The organism is Burkholderia sp. 4NA327C6, from assembly GCF_005502655.1.
GTDB classification, from domain to species: domain Bacteria; phylum Pseudomonadota; class Gammaproteobacteria; order Burkholderiales; family Burkholderiaceae; genus Burkholderia; species Burkholderia contaminans.
Map to the genome: position 1 here is coordinate 28,661 of NZ_SCNZ01000045.1, position 15,052 is coordinate 43,712.

Annotated in this window: 14 protein-coding genes; 6 read left to right on the plus strand and 8 right to left on the minus strand. The window is 69.7% G+C overall.

What is annotated here, in order from left to right; translation table 11 throughout:
- Positions 1–68 precede the first annotated feature (68 nt).
- Positions 69–1,136 carry a biotin-dependent carboxyltransferase family protein gene (locus FFS49_RS32565; protein WP_039354815.1) on the minus strand — a complete coding sequence of 356 codons (1,068 nt, stop codon included), beginning with the start codon at positions 1,134–1,136 and terminating at the stop codon, positions 69–71.
- Positions 1,133–1,789 carry a 5-oxoprolinase subunit PxpB gene (pxpB, locus tag FFS49_RS32570; protein WP_039354818.1) on the minus strand — a complete coding sequence of 219 codons (657 nt, stop codon included), beginning with the start codon at positions 1,787–1,789 and terminating at the stop codon, positions 1,133–1,135. Before pxpB ends, FFS49_RS32565 begins: the two co-directional genes overlap by 4 nt.
- 148 nt (positions 1,790–1,937) lie before the next feature.
- On the opposite strand from pxpB, the gene FFS49_RS32575 reads away from it, so the two are divergent.
- Positions 1,938–2,450, plus strand: a complete 513-nt coding sequence (locus tag FFS49_RS32575; protein ID WP_039354820.1) for a winged helix DNA-binding protein — start codon at positions 1,938–1,940, stop codon at positions 2,448–2,450.
- A gap of 74 nt (positions 2,451–2,524) precedes the next feature.
- Here the strand turns inward: FFS49_RS32575 and FFS49_RS32580 are convergent, their stop codons facing one another.
- Positions 2,525–3,133: a 5-formyltetrahydrofolate cyclo-ligase gene (locus FFS49_RS32580; RefSeq protein WP_071335227.1), complete on the minus strand. Its 609-nt coding sequence runs from the start codon at positions 3,131–3,133 to the stop codon at positions 2,525–2,527.
- 8 nt (positions 3,134–3,141) lie between these two features.
- On the opposite strand from FFS49_RS32580, the gene FFS49_RS32585 reads away from it, so the two are divergent.
- The 4 genes from FFS49_RS32585 to FFS49_RS32600 are packed head-to-tail and all read left to right on the plus strand — an operon-like array spanning position 3,142 to position 8,044.
- A complete protein-coding gene (locus FFS49_RS32585) occupies positions 3,142–5,094 on the plus strand; it encodes a lytic transglycosylase domain-containing protein (RefSeq protein ID WP_039354823.1) in 1,953 nt (650 codons plus the stop codon).
- Positions 5,095–5,151: 57 nt separating this feature from the next.
- Positions 5,152–6,111 carry a complex I NDUFA9 subunit family protein gene (locus FFS49_RS32590; protein ID WP_105817493.1) on the plus strand — a complete coding sequence of 320 codons (960 nt, stop codon included), beginning with the start codon at positions 5,152–5,154 and terminating at the stop codon, positions 6,109–6,111.
- 47 nt (positions 6,112–6,158) lie between these two features.
- Entirely contained in the window at positions 6,159–6,806 is a 648-nt protein-coding gene (locus tag FFS49_RS32595; protein ID WP_105817494.1) for a glutathione S-transferase family protein, read from the plus strand.
- On the plus strand, positions 6,803–8,044 hold the full coding sequence (locus tag FFS49_RS32600) for a multifunctional CCA addition/repair protein (protein ID WP_039354830.1): 1,242 nt from the start codon (positions 6,803–6,805) through the stop codon (positions 8,042–8,044). Before FFS49_RS32595 ends, FFS49_RS32600 begins: the two co-directional genes overlap by 4 nt.
- Before the next feature lie 52 nt (positions 8,045–8,096).
- On the opposite strand, the gene FFS49_RS32605 is transcribed toward FFS49_RS32600, so the two are convergent.
- Entirely contained in the window at positions 8,097–8,882 is a 786-nt protein-coding gene (locus tag FFS49_RS32605; RefSeq protein ID WP_105817495.1) for an XRE family transcriptional regulator, read from the minus strand.
- Positions 8,883–9,305: 423 nt separating this feature from the next.
- On the opposite strand from FFS49_RS32605, the gene FFS49_RS32610 reads away from it, so the two are divergent.
- Complete coding sequence (locus tag FFS49_RS32610) at positions 9,306–11,156, plus strand: M24 family metallopeptidase (protein WP_105817496.1); 1,851 nt, start codon at positions 9,306–9,308, stop codon at positions 11,154–11,156.
- Positions 11,157–11,175: 19 nt separating this feature from the next.
- On the opposite strand, the gene FFS49_RS32615 is transcribed toward FFS49_RS32610, so the two are convergent.
- From FFS49_RS32615 to flgA, 4 genes are all read right to left on the minus strand, one after another.
- Complete coding sequence (locus FFS49_RS32615; RefSeq protein WP_105817497.1) at positions 11,176–12,531, minus strand: SGNH/GDSL hydrolase family protein; 1,356 nt, start codon at positions 12,529–12,531, stop codon at positions 11,176–11,178.
- A gap of 171 nt (positions 12,532–12,702) precedes the next feature.
- Positions 12,703–13,143 carry a flagellar protein FlgN gene (locus FFS49_RS32620; RefSeq protein ID WP_039369179.1) on the minus strand — a complete coding sequence of 147 codons (441 nt, stop codon included), beginning with the start codon at positions 13,141–13,143 and terminating at the stop codon, positions 12,703–12,705.
- 73 nt (positions 13,144–13,216) lie between these two features.
- A complete protein-coding gene (flgM, locus tag FFS49_RS32625; protein WP_039369176.1) occupies positions 13,217–13,546 on the minus strand; it encodes a flagellar biosynthesis anti-sigma factor FlgM in 330 nt (109 codons plus the stop codon).
- Between the two features lie 118 nt (positions 13,547–13,664).
- Complete coding sequence (gene flgA, locus FFS49_RS32630; protein WP_105817498.1) at positions 13,665–14,936, minus strand: flagellar basal body P-ring formation chaperone FlgA; 1,272 nt, start codon at positions 14,934–14,936, stop codon at positions 13,665–13,667.
- Between the last annotated feature and the right edge of the window lie 116 nt (positions 14,937–15,052).

The following is a 15,052-nucleotide window of genomic DNA, read 5'->3' on the forward strand; positions in this document are numbered from 1 at the left end:
TCCTCGTCCACTGATTGCGTGGCCCGTCTTCTCTACTGCGACTGCCTCCGGTACCGCTACCGCTATTGTCACGCCGCACGCGACTCGGCGCGGCGGCGCGCTTCCTCGCGCAGGTCGATCGCCACGTCGATCTGCCGCAGATACGCACGTTCCGCGGCCAGCGCGGCGCGCGCGGCGTCGGGCGTCGTGCGCACGAAGCGGATCGGCAGGTTGAGCCGCGCCTGCGCGAGTTTCCACAGATCCGCACGGATCACCGTGCCGATCTTCGGGTAGCCGCCGGTGGTCTGCGCGTCGTGCATCAGCACGATCGGCTGGCCGTTCGGCGGCACCTGGATCGTGCCGGGCAGCACTGCGTGCGACAGCAGCTCGGCCGGCCGCTCGCGCACGAGTTCGACGCCGGCAAGCCGGTAGCCCATGCGGTTGCTGTTCGCCGTGACCAGCCATTCTTCATCCCAGAACGCCTGCTGCGAATCGGCGGCGAACGACGCGTAGTCGGGGCCCGGCAGCACGCGCACCGGCATCGCCCACGGCGCATGCGCGGGGCGGTGACGGCGCGGCGGCTCGTCGACGCGCACGAACGCGCACCACGCCGGCGCCTTGACGCCGAATTCGGGGGCGTCGGCCGCGAGGCAACCCATCCCGGCCGGAAGCACGCCGACCGGGAGGCGATCGCCATCGCGCAGCGCGCGGCCGCCGAGGCCGCCGAAGCGCGAGGCGAGATCGGTGCTGCGCGAGCCGAGCATCGGCAGCACGTCGATGCCGCCGGCGATGCACAGGTAGCCGCGCATTCCGCGTTTCGCGGCGGGCAGCACGAGCGTCTGCCCGGCCTCGACCGGCAGGCTCCACCATGAATATACGCGCCGGCCGTCGAGCGTCGCACCGAACTCGGTGCCGGTGATCGCGATGCGGGTCGCGCGCGTGAAGCGGAAAGCGGCCGGGCCGATCGTGATCTCGACCGCCGCCGCATCGGGGCGGTTGCCGACCAGCCGGTTGCCGACTTCGAGCGCGAGGCCGTCGAGCGCGCCGCCCTGCGCGACGCCGAGATGGCGCGCGCCGCGGCGCCCGAGATCCTGCACGGTAGTCAGCGGGCCGGCCCGCACCACCTCGATGGTGCCCGGTACGTTGCTCTGGGTCATCGTGCGTCGACTCCCGCAATGGTGAAGCGCACGCGGTCGCCGGGCAGCAGCAGCGTCGGCTGCGGCCGCGCCGGATCGAACAGCACGTGCGACGTGCGGCCGATCAGTTGCCAGCCGCCGGGCGACGTGGCCGGGTAGATACCCGTCTGCGCGCCGCCGATGCCGACCGAGCCGGCCGGCACCTCGAGGCGCGGCGCCGCGCGGCGCGGCATGTGCAGCGCGGCGTCGAGCCCGCCGAGATACGCGAAGCCCGGCTGGAAGCCGACGAAGAACACGACGTAGGCGCCGGCCGCGTGGCGCGCGACGACTTCGTCGACCGACAGGCCGGTATGCGCGGCGACGGCGGGCAGATCGGGGCCGGCGGCGCCACCGTATTCGACCGGGATCTCGACCTCGCGGCCGTCCGCGTGCTCGACGTCGGCCGTCTCCCACGCGTCGCGCAGCGCCGGCGTGAGCGAATCGGCCGTCGTGGCGAGCGCATCGAATACGATCGTCAGGTTGTTCATGCCGGGCACGACGTCGATCACGTCGGGCCACGCGCGCGCGGCCTCGGCAACGGCCCAGACGCGGCGCTGGCAATCGAGCGTGGCGGGTGGCGGCACCTCGCAGACGAGGGCTGTATCACCGAGCGGATAAATGCGGGGTTGCGTCATCGGACTGGCACGGTTCGGACGGCAATGTTAGCGCACATTGTCGATAAAATATCGACAACTTCCCAATAAGCGTTTTCGCCTAGCCCGTATGTCGGGGCTTCTGGCGTACACTCGGCACACCCTGTCATCCGGCTTGCTCCGCCTTTCCATGAAGCGTCCTGCGACCAAGATCGTGTCATCCGAACACCTCGTTTCCGATTCGAGCGCGGAGCTGTCGGAACTCGAATACGGCCTCATCATGGCAGGCAATGCTTTCAATCGGTGGATGGTGCGCTGCATGTCGGCGGCCGGCGCGAAGGACATGACGGCGGTCGAGGTGTCGCTGCTGCATCACGTCAGCCATCGCGAACGCAAGAAGAAACTCGCCGACATCTGCTTCGTGCTCAATATCGAGGATACGCACGTCGCGACCTATGCGCTGAAAAAACTGATCGCCCGCGGCTATGTGAAGAGCGAGAAGAACGGCAAGGAAGTGTTCTTCTTCGCGACCGACGCGGGCCGCGAGCTGTGCCTGAAGTACCGTGAGGTGCGCGAGCATTGCCTGATCGAGACGCTGAAGGACAGCGGGCTCACCAACGAGCAGATCGGCGACGCGGCGCAGTTGCTGCGCAACGCATCGGGCCTGTACGACACGGCCGCGCGCGCGGCGGCGTCGCTGTAAACGGTTGCGCCGCGGGTGGCGCGCGGCACTGCGCTGACGGGCGCGCGACGACGGATGCGGCGCCGGCCGCCGCGTCATCCGGCGGCCGGGTGCAGCGCGCCGTCGGTCACGATCCAGTGCAGCGCGAGATCGTGCGCTTCGGCCGGCAGCGCGTCGACGCGGCACGCTTCATACGCGATGCCGACCGTCACGGGCGGTTCGCTGCCCGGCCATGCGGCAAGCGTGCGGTCGTAGTAGCCGCCGCCGTAGCCGAGCCGGTAGCGCTGCCGATCGAATCCCACGCAGGGAATCAGCAAAAGGTCGGGCACGACGACGATTCCCGACGCCGGTTCCGGAATCCGGTGATGACCTTCGCGCATCGGCGTGTGCGCGTCCCACGCATGGAACTCGAGCGGCGTGTGCCGTTCGTCGATCACGGGCAGTGCGGCCTGCCTGCCGGCACCGGCCGCGCACCACGCGAGCACCGCGTCGCGCGCATCGAATTCACCCGGCAGCGGCCAGTAGAACCCGACCGTACGCGGCGCGAGCCGTTCGAGCAGCGTGCGCAGCCGCGCGTCGAGCGCGGCGTTCGCGGCGGGTTGCGACGCGGCGTCGCGACGCGCGCCGGACAGCGTTTTGCGTAGTGCAACCTTCGGGTTCGGCACAGGGTTGCGTGCTATGCTTTCGCTCACTTCGTGCTCCATTCAAAACGATGTCGAACAGCCTTTTTCGAGTATATCGCGCGGTCGCGCTGACGCTTTCGGCCGCAGCGCTCGTCGCGGGCACGGCCGCATGCGCCGCGCCGAACGACGATACGGTCTCCGGGGACGACCAGACCTTCGTGCAGCTTCGTGAAGCCGCGCGTCGCAACGACGCCGCGAAAGCCGCGCAGCTCGCGTCGATGATCCCGAACTATCCGGTACCGTCCTACGTCGAGTATTTCCAGATCAAGCCGCAGTTGTTCGATTCGACGGGCCGCGCGCGCGTGGACGCGCCGGACGCGCCCGTGCAGTCGTTCCTGCAGCGCTACGACGGCCAGGCGATCGCCGACCGCCTGCGCAACGACTACCTGCTCGTGCTCGGCGCGCGCCACGACTGGCGCAACTTCGACGAGCAATACAAGCGCTTCGTGCTCGACGACGACACGCAGGTCAAGTGCTATGCGCTGGAATCGCGCGCGGCGCGCGGCGAGAACGTCGCCGAAGCGGCACGTGCGCTGCTCGTCGAGCCGAAGAACTACGGCGACGCGTGCGTCGACCTGATCACCGCGCTCACGGTCAACCAGCAGTTCACGAGCGACGACGTGTGGCAGCAGGCGCGCCTCGCATACGAGCAGAACTACACGACGCTCGGCGGCAAGATCGTCGATGCGCTCGGCCCGCGCCCGGTCGGCTTCGACCAGGCGACGAGCGCGCCGCCGCTGTACCTCGCGCGCGGCGTCGGCCCCGACGCCACCTCGCACCAGATCGCCCTGATCGCGCTCAGCCGCATGGCGCGCAACGATCCGGACGCCGCCGCCGGGATGCTGACCACGGTCGCGCCGTCGCTGACCAAGCAGGAGCAGGCGATCGCGTGGGGCGCGATCGGCTACCAGGGCGCGATCAAGCGCTCGCCGCTCGCATCGGTCTGGTATGCGAAATCGACGAATGCGCCGCTGTCGAACCCGGGCTACGAATGGCGCACGCGCGCCGCGCTGCTCGCCGGCAACTGGCCGATGGTGCGCTGGTCGATCGAGCAGATGCCGCCGTCGCTGCGCAACGATCCGGCGTGGATCTACTGGCATGCGCGCGCGCTCAAGCAGAGCGGCGACACGCTGCAGGCGAACCAGGAATTCGAGCAGGTCGCGGGCCAGTTCAACTTCTACGGGCAGCTCGCCGGCGAAGAGCTCGGCCAGCGCACGACGATCCCGCCGCGCACGAAGGTGAGCGACGCCGAGATCGATGCGATGAGCAAGATTCCCGGCTTCGCGCTCGCGCAGCGTTTCTACGCGCTGAACCTGCGCCTCGAAGGCAACCGCGAATGGAACTGGCCGCTGCGCGGGATGACCGATCGCCAGTTGCTGGCCGCGGCCGAATACGGCAAGCGCGTCGAGTTGCTCGACCGCACGGTCAACACGGCCGACCGCACGAAGGCCGAGCACGATTTCACGCTGCGCTACCCGTCGCCGTACCGCAACATCGTCGAGCGCTATGCGCAATCGACGGGCCTCGACATCGAGTGGGCGTACGGGCTGATCCGCCAGGAATCGCGCTTCATCATCAGCGCGCGTTCGTCGGTGGGCGCGGGCGGCCTGATGCAGCTGATGCCGGCCACCGCGCAAATGGTTGCGAAGAAGCTCGGCATGGGCACGATCTCGCGCGCGCAGATGCACGACATCGATACCAACATCCAGCTCGGCACCTGGTATCTGGCGGACATCTACAACAACTTCGACAGCTCGCCGGTGCTCGCCACGGCCGGCTACAACGCGGGCCCGGGCCGGCCGCGCCAGTGGCGCCAGGTGTTGACGCAGCCGGTCGAAGGCGCGATCTTCGCAGAAACGATTCCGTTCAACGAGACGCGCGACTACGTGAAGAACGTGCTGTCGAACACCGTCTATTACGCGGCGCTCTTCGAGGGCAAGCCGCAGTCGTTGAAGAAACGTTTAGGCATGATCTCGCCCTGATACGCAATCTTCACACTGCCGCGCGAGACGCGGCAGTGTTCTTTTGAGGCTCACGACATGGATCGCCAGACCGTCGCGCTGCTGGGCGGCACCGGCTTCATCGGCAGCCGGCTCGTCAATGCGCTGATCGAATCCGGCAAGCAGGTTCGGATCGGCACGCGCCGGCGTGACCACGCGCGCCACCTGCAGATGCTGCCGGTCGAAATCGTCGAGCTCGACGCGCTCGACACGCGCACGCTTGCGCGCTTCGTGGCCGGTGCGCACGCGGCGATCAACCTCGTCGGCGTGCTGCACGGCGGCCGCGGCACGCCGTACGGGCCCGGTTTCGCGAGCGCACACGTCACGCTGCCGGCCGCGCTCGCGACCGCCTGCACCGAGGCGGGCGTACAGCGCCTGCTGCACATGAGCGCGCTCGGCGCCGATTCGCACGGCGTGAGCATGTACCAGCGCTCGAAGGGCGACGGCGAGGCCGCGCTGCATGCGATCGCGGCGACCGATTCGCTTGCGCTGACGATCTTCCGTCCGTCGGTCGTGTTCGGCCCCGGCGATGCGTTCCTCAACACGTTCGCGGCCCTGCAGCGCTCGGTGCCGGTGCTGCCGCTCGCGATGCCCGACGCGCGCTTCCAGCCGGTGTTCGTCGGCGATGTCGTGCGCGCGTTCGTCAACACGCTCGATCTCGCGGCCGCACACGGCAAGACCTACGAACTCGGCGGCCCGACCGTCTACACGCTCGAGCAGCTGGTGCGCTATTGCGGCACGCTGGTCGGCCGGCAGGCACGCATCGTGCGGCTGCCCGACGCGCTCGCGCGGCTGCAGGCGAGCGTGTTCGAATGCCTGCCCGGCGAGCCCGTGCTCACGCGCGACAATCTCGCGACGATGTCGGTGCCGAACGTGCTGTCGGGGCCGCTCGCGCCGGAACTCGGGATCTCGCCCGCGAGTCTCGAAAGCATCGCGCCCGCGTATCTCGGTCAGGCCGCGCAGCGCTCCCGGTTCGACTGGTTCCGCTCGCGCCGCTAGGCCGGCAGCGTCTTCCCTTTCACTTTCGCGTTTTCCGGATCACCGTCATGAAACTCGTCATTGGAGACAAGAACTATTCGTCGTGGTCGATGCGCCCGTGGCTGCTGCTCACGCATTTCGGCATCCCGTTCGACGAGATCGCGATCGAGCTGCGCCACGATGACACGGCCGCGCGCATCCGCGAGTATTCGCCGTCCGGCAAGGTGCCGTGCCTGGTCGACGACCACGGCGTCGCGATCTGGGATTCGCTCGCGATCGCCGAGACGCTCGCCGAACGCTATCCGCAGTTTCCGATGTGGCCGGCCGATCCGCTCGAGCGCGCGCATGCGCGCTGCGTCTCGGCCGAGATGCATTCGGGCTTCGCGGCGCTGCGCACGCAGATGGGCATGAACGTGCGCGCGTCGATGCCGGGGCGCGGCGCGACCCCCGACGCGCTCGCCGATGTCGCGCGCATCGATGCGCTGTGGAGCGCGTGTCTCGAGGCGTCGGGCGGGCCGTTCCTGTTCGGCGAATTCGGCATTGCCGATGCGATGTACGCGCCCGTCGTGATGCGCTTCAACACGTACGCGCCGGGCCTGTCGCCGGAAGCGGCCGGCTATGCGGCGCGCGTGACGGCGCTGCCGGCCGTCCAGCGCTGGATCGACGCCGCGCGCCGCGAGACGAACGTGATCGCCGAATACGAGCCTCAGCCATGAATATCTACGCAGTAGGCGGCGCCATCCGCGACGAGCTGCTCGGCGTGCCCGTGCAGGACCGCGATTACGTGGTGGTGGGTGCGACCCCCGAGCAGATGGCCGCGCAGGGGTTCCGGCCGGTCGGCAAGGATTTCCCGGTATTCCTGCATCCGCGGACGCAGGAGGAGTACGCGCTCGCGCGCACCGAGCGCAAGACGGCGGCCGGCTATCACGGCTTCCAGTTCCACTACGCGCCGGACGTGACGCTCGACGAGGATCTCGCGCGGCGCGACCTGACGATCAACGCGATGGCGCGCGAGGTGAGCCCGGAGGGCGACCTGGTCGGGCCGGTGATCGATCCGTTCGACGGGCAGGCCGACCTGCGTGCGCGCGTGTTCCGGCATGTGAGCGACGCCTTCGTCGAGGATCCGGTGCGGATCCTGCGCATCGCCCGCTTCGCCGCGCGGTTCGCGGATTTCACGGTGGCGGACGAAACGCTCGCGCTGATGCGGCGGATGGTCGACGCGGGCGAGGTCGACGCGCTCGTGCCTGAGCGCGTGTGGCAGGAAATCGCGCGCGGGCTGATGGAAGCGAAGCCGTCGCGGATGTTCGCGGTACTGCGCGAGTGCGGCGCGCTCGCGCGCATCCTGCCGGAAGTCGATGCGTTGTGGGGCGTGCCGCAGCGCGCCGACTACCACCCGGAAGTCGACACGGGCGTGCACGTGATGATGGTCGTCGACTACGCGGCGAAGCAGGGTTATTCGCTGCCGGTGCGCTTCGCGGCGCTCACGCACGATCTCGGCAAGGCGACGACGCCCGCCGACGTGCTGCCGCGCCACGTCGGCCACGAGGGGCGCAGCGTCGACCTGCTCAAGCCGTTGTGCGAGCGGTTGCGCGTGCCGAACGAATGCCGCGATCTCGCGCTGGTCGTCGCGCGCGAGCACGGCAACCTGCATCGCGTGATGGAGATGGGTGCGGCCGCGCTGGTGCGGCTGTTCGAGCGCAGCGACGCGCTGCGCAAGCCGGCACGTTTCGCCGAAATGCTGCAGGCATGCGAATCGGATGCGCGCGGGCGGCTCGGGCTCGAAGCGCAGCCGTATCCGCAGGCCGAGCGGCTGCGCGTCGCGCTCGCGGCCGCGCGCAGCGTCGATGCCGGCGCAATCGCGCGCGGCATCGGCAACGATACGGAGAAGATCAAGGACGCCGTGCATCGCGCACGGATCGAGGCCGTCGCGCAGGCGCTCGAGATCGGCGAATAGGGGCGGTGAATAGGGCCGGCGGGAAGGGCGTGCGTCGCCCTGCCGGCAACCGTTAAGACTTCTTCTTGCGCGCCGGCTTCGCGGCCGCCGGGCGTTTGCCGGCGGATGCGCGCGGCTTGGCCGCGGCCTTTTTTGCCTTTCCCGTCGTGCCGGCGTCGCGATCGCGCTCCGCCCGCTTGGGCGCCGGCCCGCGGCGGCTCACGCGCGGCTCGCCCGGCGTCGCACGCGCGGCGGGCGCCGGTTTCCCGGCGTCCATCGTCGCCGACACGAACCCGGTGCCACGGTCGTCGAACAGCGGCAGCGTGCCGACCGTGATCACCTCGGCCGGCCCGTCGCCCACGTTGGCGACCCGGTGCCGCTTGCGCGCGTCGAAGTGCAGCGAGTCGCCGGGCGACAGTGGGTAATCCTTCTTGCCGACCGTGTAGCAGATCCGGCCGGCCAGTACGTACACGAATTCGTCGCCGCCGTGCGCGACCCATTCCGAGCGGTAGCCTTCCATCATCTGCACCTTGACCGCATTGATCTGGCTGCCGTCGAACGTGGTGGAGAGGCGCTCGTACCACTGCGACCTGGCGTCGAGCGCGTACGGCTTGCGGCGGCCCTCGTACGAATCGGGCTGGGCCTGGCGCGGCTGGTCGACCAGCGCGCCGAGCGGCACGCCGAGTGCCTTCGCGACGTTGACGAGCGACGACAGCGAGATACCGGTGAGGTGGCGCTCGACCTGGGACAGGAACCCGACCGACAGTTTCGCTTCGGTCGCGACTTCCAGCAGCGTCTTCTTCGCTTCCCGGCGCAGGCGGCGAATGCGCTGGCCGATACGCATGATGTCTGAATCCATGAATCTCTTTCGTGACAACGAGTCGGGAGGCGAGCGGACGGGCGGTGCAGTCGCCGGACGGTGATTTTCGCGCATCGCCCGAAGCACGGCCGTCGGGACGGCGAATTGTACCGCGCAGCATCGCCGGACGAATTCCCGTTGTGCCGAGATGCGCAGGCGCCGCGCCGATTTTAGCCCTACGAAAATTTGAGCTTGACCTCAATTTCGACGTGCTCTAGATTCTGTCGCGCGTATCAAAAAAAGTTAAGTGGGACGAAAATTTTTTTAAGGACCTGCTGCCGGAACGGCACGGCGGTCCGGCGCCGTGCCGCGCCGGGCCGAACGTCCACCCGCAGCGGCGCCGTGCCGCATCAGGCCTGCCTCGGGCCTGCACCCCCGCCGCGTCACCGCCGGCCGCCGACAACAATGCATAACGGGCTTCCGATGATCGATCGACTGAAATACAGCTTCTCCGGCCTTCCCCCGTACGACGCGTCCGTCGTCGACACGCAGGCGGGCCTGTCGCGCCTGCTCGATGCCGCGCGGCTCGACGCGGTGCTGGTCACGTCGCAGGACGAATACGTGACCGAGTACCTGCCGCTCCTAAACAATCCGCGCTACGCGGTGTCGGGTTTCGACGGCTCGGCCGGCTGCGGGATCTTCCTGAGCGCGGCGACCGCGCAGGCGCTCGATCTGCCCCCGTTCGTGCTGTTCGTCGACGGCCGCTATCACCTGCAGGCCGAGCAGCAGTGCGATCCGGCGCGCGTGCGCATCGAGAAGCTCGGGATGAACGTGACGATCTGGCAGGCGATGGCCGACTGGCTGGTCGCGCACGGCAGCCGGCTCGCGCGGGTCGGCTACGACGCGCGGCGGATCAGCGTCGCGCAGCGCGATCGCCTGTTCGAGCAGACGCAGGCCGCGTCGCTCGACTGGACGAGCCTCGCCGACCGGGAGATCGATCGTGCGATCGCGCTGCCGGGCTGGGTCGTCGAGCGGCCGATCTTCGAAGTGCCGGAAGCGGCGACGGGCCTGAGCGTCGCGCAGAACCTCGACACGCTGAACCGCCAGCTCGCCGCGCATACCGGCGCGCCGGACGGCAAGACCGCGTTCTTCACCTGCGCGTCGGACGATCTCGCGTATCTGCTGAACAGCCGCGGCTATCACATTCCGAATGCGTCGTCGCACCTCGGCTTCCTGTTCGCGGTCGGCGGCCAGGTGGCGTTGTTCCTGCCGGAAGGCTGCGACCGCTGCGAGGTCACGCTCGCGTCGTATCCGGCGCTGCACGTGATCCGGCGCGATGTCGCGGCGCTCGAGCGCTTTCTCGCACAGTTCGACGTCGAGCACGTGTGCTACGGCTTCGAATCGGTGAACTGCGCGCTCGTCGACGCGGTGAAGCGCGTGTGGCCGCAAGCGCGGCAGGCCGACTTCAACCCGGTCGAGGCGATGCGCGCCAGCAAGACGCCGGCGGTGCTCGCCCGGTTCCGCGACGCGTTCGCGCGCAGCTCCGCGGCGATCGCCGAGACGATGCGCTGGGCGAAGGCCGGCGAGCCGGGCGTGCGCCACACCGAATACGACCTGGCGCGCACGATCAACGACGCGTACGGCGCACGCTCGGCGGTGGCGCTGACGTTTCCGTCGATCGCGGCGAACGGCGCGAACAGCGCGTTCGCGCATTACACCGCGGCGAGCGCCGACGTCGAGCTGACGGAAGGCGAACTCGTGCTGCTCGACAGCGGCGCGTACTACGAAGCGGGCTTCGCGACGGACTGCACGCGTGTGGTACTGCGCCGGACCCGGCCGGAGACGGTCGCGCAGCCGTGGCAGCGCGAGATCTACACGGTCGCGCTGAAGGCCTGCATCAAGGGGCTCGTCACGCGCTTCCCGAGCACCGCGAAGGGCGGCGACGTCGATGCGCTCGTGCGGCAGGTGTGCCGCGACCACGGCCACGATTTCGGTCACGGCACCGGGCACGGCGTCGGGATTCACGTGCACGAGGGCGGCGTGCGGTTCGCGCCGGGCGCGAAGTACGGGCTCGTGCCCAATGCGGTGGTTTCGGTCGAGCCGGGCATCTACGTGCCGGGCAAGGGCGGCGTGCGGATCGAGAACATCGTGATCATCCACCGGGACGACGCGCAGCCGGATACCGTCACGTTCGAGAACATCGTGACGGTCGGCTACGACTGGGACCTGATCGATCTCGACCTGCTGGACGACGACGAGCGCGCGTACCTGCGCGACTACGAGCGGCTGTGCGTGGAGCGCGGCACGCAGGTCACCGCGTGTCCGCTGCTGTAGGCACTGCCGCCCGCGCCGGTCAGTTCAGCAGGCGCGCACGCACCAGCGGCGCGATCCGCTCGGCGAGCCACGCATGCGTGCGCGTGGTGGGGTGCAGCGTGTCCCAGAATACGAAGCGCGCCGGATCGCGGCAGTCGGCACGCGGTGTCTGCGCGCTCACGTAGGTGAGCGACGACGGCTTCGGGATGTCGAGGCACGAACGCTTCGCGTCGTCGAAGCCGTACTGGGCCGGGTGGCTCAGCAGGTCGTCGAACAGCGCATACGCGTCGAATACCTCGAGCCGCAGCGTCGCGCCGTAGCGGGCGCGCAGCGCGGCGGCCGCGTCCGCGAGGCGCCGGTTGTAGTCCTTCACCTGCGCGGCGACGCTCGCGGTGTCGGTGCGGGTCGCGAACACCGGCGCGCGCGACACGTCCGGCAGCGTGACGAGCAGGATCCGCGTCGCGCCGGCCGCGGCGAGCCGCTCGAGGCTGTCGCGCACCGCATTCGCCGCCTGCTCGGGCGAGCGCCCGTAGTTCACCAGGTCGTTGCCGCCCGCGAACACCGCGAACAGCGTGTTGGCGGGCCGGTAGTCCGGCGCGCGATCCATGTATTCGCGCCACGAGTCGATCTGCTGCACGAGGCCCGGCACCACGAGGTACTGGTCGGTCGCCGCACCGCCGATCGCCCAGTTGTAGAACGGCAGCCGCAGCGCGTTCGCGAGATATTCGGCCCACACCGGGCCGTTGCTGAAGCGCCCCGCCTGCCAGCTCGTGCCGTTCGGCAGCTTCCACTGGCTCGCGTTGAACATGTTCTGCGTGTCGGACAGGCTGTCGCCGAACACGATCAGCTTGTTGACGCGCGCGTCCTGCTGCGCGGCGTCGATGGTCCACACCGTGTAGTTGAACGACAGCGCGTTGTTCGCCGCGACCGCCTGCACGAGGTCGGACTGGATGCCCTTCGCGGCCAGCGTCTTGCGACACACGTCGGCGAGCGTGTCCTGCGTCGTCGTGCTGTAGAACATGTTCTTCCACTGCGTGATGCCGTCTGCCCACCAGTACCCGGACACGCGATACCAGTCGCCGCCGACGGGATTGCGCGCCCATTCGTAGGTCGCGGCCGGCTTCAGCGGATCCGCGTCGATCCGGTACCAGCAGCGCAGGTACGTGTAGGTGTCGGATCCGCGGCGCGACGCGCGCGGCGTGGCGCTTGGCGGGCTCGATGCGGCCGGCGGCACGATGTCGGGGCCGGCCGGCGACAGCGCCATGTCGCCCGTCGGCGTGGGCAGCGGCGCGGGGCGGGCGGCGTGCGCGACGGGGAGCGTCAACGCGGCGCCCAGCGTGGCGACAGCGGAAACAGCGGCGACGCGGGATGAAAACGGAATGCGGAAATATGGCATGCGGCCCTCTTCTGATTGTTGTGACGGGACGGCGGCGCGGCTGCGCGACCGTGTATCGGAAGGGACCGTGAATGCCGGGCTCGGGCCCGGTCTGTCGAAACGTGAAATGCCGCGCATGGCGGCGCAATGCGGAAAGTACGGTGGCGGCGCTGCCGCCGGTCGGTCAGTGTATCAGCGCGCGAGAGCCGACACGCGCCCGTCGGGGCCGTAGACGCCGGCCGGCGCGGGCGCCGAGCGCAGTACCGCGAGCGCGCGCTCGTTGTAGTCCATCCGGATCCGGATCAGCATCCCGTTGTTCGCATTGGCCTGGCGCGCGCGTTCGGCGGACTGCTGCAGCAACTGCCAGCGGCCGGCGAGGCGGGCATCGCGCTCGGCGGCCTGGTCCATCCCCTTCTTGCCGGCCGGAAAGCCGAGTGCGGAAAGCTGCGTGTCGCGCGTGCGTTCGAGCTGCGCGAGCCGGTCGATCAGCTCGCTTTTCTTCTCGACGATTCCGGGCAGCATCTCGAGCGGCTGCGCCATCGTCAGCGCCTTTTCCTCGTACGCGAGCAGGGACGCGAACGCCTCGACCGTCGCGTGTTCGTCGTTGACCGTGGCCAGCAGCTCTTCTCTCATCGCGTCATGCTCGTCGCGCCGGCGCGGGTAAATGCGCCGGCAAACCGGGGGGGCCGGCCTTGCGAGGCCGGCTTCAGTTGCCCGGGCGCTGCTGCTGCAGCAACTCTCGGGCGGTATTCAATACGCCGTCGGCGATCTTGTTCGCGTCGATCGTCAGCGTGCCGTTGTTCAGCGCGTCCTTGATCGACTGGACCAGGCCCGCGTCGATATCGCCGTTGCCGGACGCGGATACCGAGCGCAACCGGCCGGACAGACCCGACAGGTTCACGCTCGTGTCACCGCCGGTCGACCCCGCATCGGCCGCCTGCGCGGACGAGGACGAGGCCGTGCCGGATGGCGCACGGGTCGCGCCGTTGCCGGTCGGCGCCAGGGGGCTCGGGTTCGGAGTGGAATCGATCTTCACGATGGGTTTCCTGTTCGGTTTGACCCAGATAACGGCCGGGTCGGCCCGAACTTTAGCATCGCGAGCCCCAAATGCTCCGAATAAACAATTCTTTACATTCTTGCCGCTGGATCCGTCCCTATAGCGGAATTTCCACGGTGCCGGCGTCCTTGACGATCGCCGTGACGATCTGGCCCGCTGCCATCCGCACCCGCACCGACTGGCCGGGCGCCGCATTCGCCAGCGCGCTGCCCTCGGCCGAAATCGTGAAGCCGGGCCCGGCCGCGACGACCCGCACCGTCTGGCCGGCCGACACCGACGCCGCGCTCTTCAGCAGGTCCTGCCGCAGCGGCAGCCCGGCCGAGATGCGCGCGAGCGCGGTCGCGCCGATCGCCTGCGCCGGATCGGTGATCACCGCGAGCGGGAGCACCGTCAGGTCGCCGTCGCGGGCGACCAGGTCGGCCGCGGAAAGCGGCTCGCCGGGCGCGATCTGGCGAGCGGCGACGTAGTAGGTGGCCTGCACGGTGACTTTCGCCTGCAGGTAGACGGTCCACGGCCGCTCGCCCGCGCAGCGCACGCCGACCGTCGTGCGGCCCCACAGGCGCGCGCCGGTCGGCATGAACGGTTCGAGCGTGGTGCATGCGGCGAGCCCGCGCGGAAACGCGGTCGTGACCGTCGCGGTGGCCTTGCCGGGCAGGCCCGCGATCTGCTGCTGCAGGAACGCGAGGGCCGCGCGGCGGATCGACTCGGGATCCTGCTGGCCGGGCGGCGTCGCGGGCTGGGCCGCGTTGGCGGCATTGGCCGCCGGGGCCGGGTTCGCGGAAACCGGGACGGCGCGCGGGGCCGGTGCGGCCGACGCGGCACGGGCCGTCGCCACGCGTGCGGCCATGGCCGGCTGTGGGGTCGATCGTGCGGAATTCGACGCGGGTTCGGCTGTGCCGGCGACGACCGTCGCGATCGCGTTCGGATCGGCGGCGCGCGGCGCGCCATATCCGGTTGTGGCGTTCATGCGGGCGGCTGCGTAGACCGGGCGCGGCGCCGGGGCTGGCGCAGGAGCCGGCGGCGGGACGGTCGTCACGACCATCGTGCCGGCCGGTTGCGCCGCGTAGCCGGTACCGGACGCGCCGGCGGCGACGCCCGCGCTCCCGCCCGCGCCGCTCGCTGCGCGCCCCGTGTCCGGCGCCAGGCCCGCACCCGGCGCCATCGCCGCATTCCCGCCGAACTGCCCGCCGCTCGCCGCATTGGCGTGCGCGATTGCGGTTTCTGCCGTCTCGCCGCGCCCGGGAATCACGATCATCCCGTCGTCAGCGTGCGCGGCCGGGGCGGCGATCCACAGCGCCGCGGCGAGCGCAAACGCACGCCGGACGTGCGTGAGCCGCCCGTTCCTTTCGCGAAGTGCGCTGCCAGTCATCGCCGTATCCCCGATCCGTTGCTCCGCTTCGCATTCTAGGGAGCGGGGCGGTCGCGCAAACGATGAATAGAGGGGGCCTTTGCCGCGTTATTCGCCCGATTGCCGGTTGCGTCCGA

What these genes read in the sequence shown, in the direction of transcription:
- FFS49_RS32590 (WP_105817493.1), top strand. Translation starts at nt 5,152, where the DNA reads ATGGATCGCCAGACCGTCGCGCTGCTGGGCGGCACCGGCTTCATCGGC.
- FFS49_RS32600 (WP_039354830.1), top strand. Translation starts at nt 6,803, where the DNA reads ATGAATATCTACGCAGTAGGCGGCGCCATCCGCGACGAGCTGCTCGGC.
- FFS49_RS32580 (WP_071335227.1), bottom strand. Translation starts at nt 3,133, where the DNA reads ATGGAGCACGAAGTGAGCGAAAGCATAGCACGCAACCCTGTGCCGAAC.
- FFS49_RS32615 (WP_105817497.1), bottom strand. Translation starts at nt 12,531, where the DNA reads ATGCCATATTTCCGCATTCCGTTTTCATCCCGCGTCGCCGCTGTTTCC.
- flgA (WP_105817498.1), bottom strand. Translation starts at nt 14,936, where the DNA reads ATGACTGGCAGCGCACTTCGCGAAAGGAACGGGCGGCTCACGCACGTC.
- FFS49_RS32575 (WP_039354820.1), top strand. Translation starts at nt 1,938, where the DNA reads ATGAAGCGTCCTGCGACCAAGATCGTGTCATCCGAACACCTCGTTTCC.
- FFS49_RS32605 (WP_105817495.1), bottom strand. Translation starts at nt 8,882, where the DNA reads ATGGATTCAGACATCATGCGTATCGGCCAGCGCATTCGCCGCCTGCGC.
- FFS49_RS32620 (WP_039369179.1), bottom strand. Translation starts at nt 13,143, where the DNA reads ATGAGAGAAGAGCTGCTGGCCACGGTCAACGACGAACACGCGACGGTC.
- pxpB (WP_039354818.1), bottom strand. Translation starts at nt 1,789, where the DNA reads ATGACGCAACCCCGCATTTATCCGCTCGGTGATACAGCCCTCGTCTGC.
- FFS49_RS32610 (WP_105817496.1), top strand. Translation starts at nt 9,306, where the DNA reads ATGATCGATCGACTGAAATACAGCTTCTCCGGCCTTCCCCCGTACGAC.
- FFS49_RS32585 (WP_039354823.1), top strand. Translation starts at nt 3,142, where the DNA reads ATGTCGAACAGCCTTTTTCGAGTATATCGCGCGGTCGCGCTGACGCTT.
- FFS49_RS32565 (WP_039354815.1), bottom strand. Translation starts at nt 1,136, where the DNA reads ATGACCCAGAGCAACGTACCGGGCACCATCGAGGTGGTGCGGGCCGGC.
- FFS49_RS32595 (WP_105817494.1), top strand. Translation starts at nt 6,159, where the DNA reads ATGAAACTCGTCATTGGAGACAAGAACTATTCGTCGTGGTCGATGCGC.